3 protein-coding genes and 1 pseudogene are annotated in these 3,565 nt (G+C 64.5%); all 4 read left to right on the top strand.

Translation table 11 applies throughout. The annotated features are described in order from the left end of the window. The coding region (gene nhaD / locus ACLFQI_RS12515) for a sodium:proton antiporter NhaD (RefSeq protein WP_410759800.1) at positions 1-524 on the top strand (524 nt) is incomplete at its 5' end. A gap of 178 nt (positions 525-702) precedes the next feature. Further along, positions 703-2,184 carry a SulP family inorganic anion transporter gene (locus ACLFQI_RS12510; RefSeq protein WP_410759798.1) on the top strand — a complete coding sequence of 494 codons (1,482 nt, stop codon included), beginning with the start codon at positions 703-705 and terminating at the stop codon, positions 2,182-2,184. A 91-nt stretch (positions 2,185-2,275) separates the two neighbouring features. Then, entirely contained in the window at positions 2,276-3,139 is an 864-nt protein-coding gene (locus ACLFQI_RS12505; protein WP_410759802.1) for a universal stress protein, read from the top strand. A gap of 82 nt (positions 3,140-3,221) precedes the next feature. Further along, positions 3,222-3,565: pseudogene (locus ACLFQI_RS12500) on the top strand (sodium:proton antiporter); the annotation flags it as partial.

The following is a 3,565-nucleotide window of genomic DNA, read 5'->3' as shown; positions in this document are numbered from 1 at the left end:
GCTATTACCTCTACATGACCGGCGAGCTGTCGACGGTGAAGGCCGGTTCGCTGGAAGACACCATGCCATTCGATATCTTCAACAAGATCGCCCGGGCGGAATGGGATACGCTGCTGTTCTTCTATGGCGTCGTCCTCTGTGTCGGCGGCCTCGGCTTCATCGGCTACCTGGAGCTGGTATCGGCGTTTGCCTACATCGACGTCGGCCCGACCTTCGCCAATAGCATGGTCGGCGTCCTCTCGGCCATCGTCGACAACATCCCGGTGATGTTCGCGGTGCTGACGATGAACCCAGACATGTCGCAGGGGCACTGGCTGCTGGTGACCCTGACCGCCGGCGTCGGCGGCAGCCTGCTGTCGATCGGCTCGGCGGCTGGCGTAGCACTGATGGGGCAGGCGAAGGGGGTCTATACCTTCTTCGAGCACATGCGCTGGACCAAATACATTGCGCTGGGCTATGTGGCCAGCATCCTCGTCCACTTCATCGTCAACTTCTGGACCTTCTCGATCCCCGTGAAGGGTTGAACGACCGGCACAACGGGTTTCTTGCCGCCATCCCTCAACGCCCATGTCCAGCGCGACGGCCCACAGCCCGGAACCGGAGTCTTTCCTGACCATCGAGACGCTGCCCGATGCGGTCGGCGGCGCGTCGATTGCCCACCGCTGACCCCGAGGTCCGCGTCAGCCCTGGAAACGATCCCGCATGAAATCACTCCGCAAGGACTGGCTTTCCAATATCCCCAATGATCTCCTTGCCGGCCTGGTCGTGGCGCTGGCGCTGATCCCGGAGGCGATCGCCTTCTCGATCATCGCCGGCGTCGACCCCAAGGTCGGGCTCTATGCCTCGTTCTGCATCGCCGTGGTCACCGCCTTCGTCGGTGGTCGGCCGGGCATGATCTCGGCGGCGACCGCGGCCATGGCGGTGCTGATGGTGGATCTGGTCGCCGATCACGGCCTGCAGTACCTGCTCGCCGCCACCGTGCTGACCGGCGTGCTGCAGGTGCTGGCTGGCTGGCTGCGGCTTGGCAACCTGATGCGCTTCGTCTCGCGCTCGGTCATCACCGGCTTCGTCAACGCCCTGGCCATCCTGATCTTCATGGCGCAGTTGCCGGAGATCACCGGCGCCCAGCTCAGCTGGGAGGTCTATGGGGTCCTCGCCGCCGCGCTCGGCATCATCTATCTGTTCCCGCACATCACCAAGGCCATCCCCTCACCGCTGGTGGCCATCGTCGCGTTGACTGCGGCAGCGATCTACATGGGGCTCGACATCCGCACCGTCGGCGACATGGGCCAGATGCCGGACACCCTGCCGGTGTTCCTGATCCCCGACATCCCGCTCAATCTCGAGACCCTACAGATCATCCTGCCGGTCTCGGCAACGCTGGCGGTGGTCGGCCTGCTCGAATCACTGATGACCGCGACCATCGTCGATGACCTGACCGACTCCAAGAGCAACAAGAACCGCGAATGCGTCGGTCAGGGCACCGCCAACGTGGTCACCGGCTTCTTCGGCGGCATGGCCGGCTGCGCGATGATCGGCCAGACCGTGATCAACATCAAATCCGGCGGCCGTGGGCGGCTGTCGACCCTCACCGCCGGCATCGTGCTGTTGATCCTGGTGGTGTTCGCCAACGACTGGGTCGCGCAGATCCCGATGGCGGCGCTGGTGGCGGTGATGATCATGGTCTCGATCGGCACCTTCCACTGGGCCTCGTTCAAGAACCTGCGCGAGCATCCGCTGGATGCCAACATCGTCATGATCGCCACCGTGGCGGTCACCGTGTTCACCCATGACCTGGCCCAAGGCGTGCTGGTCGGCGTGCTGCTGTCGGGCTTCTTCTTCGCGCACAAGGTCGGGCGCGTGCTCTATGTCGGCTCCACGCCGACCCGCGAAGGTCGCGAGCGCGTCTATCACGTCGTCGGTCAGGTGTTCTTCTCCTCCGCCGATCGCTTCATCGCCGCCTTCGACTACAAAGAGGTCATCGAGAAGGTCTGCATCGATGTCAGCCGCGCGCACTTCTGGGACATCACGGCGGTCACCGCGCTCGATAAAGTGGTGCTCAAGTTCCGCCGCGAGGGCACCGAAGTCGTGGTCGTCGGCCTCAATCAGGCCAGCCGCACCATCGTTGATCGCTTTGCCGTCCACGACAAGCCGGAAGCGGTCGAAAGCCTGATGGGCCACTGATCGATGCCCGTCAGCGCCGTCAGCTCCAACTCACCCGAATCAACCTGCGCGCCCACAACAGGATCCGAGGCCGATGCAACCCGAAGACCCCATGCAGATACCGGCCAAGGTCTTGGCCTGTGTCGATCAGTCGCACTTCGCCGACTTCGTCACCGATGCCGCCGCCTGGGCGGCGCGGCAGATGGATGCGCCGCTGGAGCTGCTGCACATCCTCGACCGCGAGAAGGAGTTCGCGATCGGCAAGGACCACAGCGGTGCCATCGGTGTCAATGCCCAACAGAACCTGCTCAGCGAATTGGCCGAGCGCGATGAAGCGCGCAGCAAGGAGAACCGCGAGCGCGGCCGCGAGCTGCTCAATAGCCTGCGCGAGCGCGCGATCGGGCTCGGTGTCGCCGCGCCCGATGTGCGTCAACGCTACGGCGATCTGGAAGAGACGCTCGTGGGCGCGCAGGACCAGGTGCGGCTGTTCGTGCTCGGGCGCCGGGGCGAATCGGCCGAGACCACCCAACGCGACCTCGGGCGCAATGTCGAGCGCATGGTGCGCTCGCTGAGCAAGCCGATCCTGGCCGTCACCGATCGCTTCAGCGAGCCCAAACGGGTGCTGATCGCCTTCGACGGCGGCGCCATGACGCGGCGCGGCGTCGAGATGGTGGCGGCGAGCCCGCTGTTTCGCGGCCTGCCGGTGCATGTGCTGATGAGCGGCAAGGCGCGCCGCGCCAGCCAGAAGCAGCTCGACTGGGCGCGCTCCACGCTTGAGGAGGCCGACTTCGAGGTGGCGGCAGACTTCATCCCTGGCGATACCGAGCGGGTCATCGCCGAGTACGTGCACGCGCAATCCATCGACATGCTGCTGATGGGGGCCTATGGCCATTCGCCGCTGCGCAGCCTGTTCTTCGGCAGCAAGACCAGCGATCTGCTGCGCTCGGCGAAGGTGCCGACGCTGTTGCTGCGTTGAGCGGATCAGGTCAAGGAACCCGGTCTCAAACCCAATGCGTTCAGGGGAACGATTGACACGACTCAGCCGTCAAGGGGTCTTCATGCATCATTCCGCCGTCAAGGTCGCGCTCGGCCTGATCCTTCTTTTGCTGTCGCCGCTGGCGCTCGCTGCCGAGATTGCGCACCCGCTCGACCTGACCGGCCACTGGGTCGGCTCCACGGCCCTGCTGATCTTCGCCATCGCCTATGTGCTGGTGATGGCGGAAGAGTTCACGCACCTGCGCAAGTCGAAACCGGTGGTGCTGGCGGCCGGCTTGATCTGGATCCTGATCGCCTACTACTACACCGAGCATCACGGCGACCCGCACTTCGTGGCCGACGCGGTGCACTACAACATCATGGAGTTTGCCGAGCTGTTCCTGTTCCTGCTCGCGGCCATGACCTA

The sequence above is a fragment of the Halochromatium sp. genome, assembly GCF_046541315.1.
GTDB lineage: Bacteria > Pseudomonadota > Gammaproteobacteria > Chromatiales > Chromatiaceae > Lamprobacter.
This window is presented reverse-complemented; position numbering and strand designations above follow the sequence as displayed.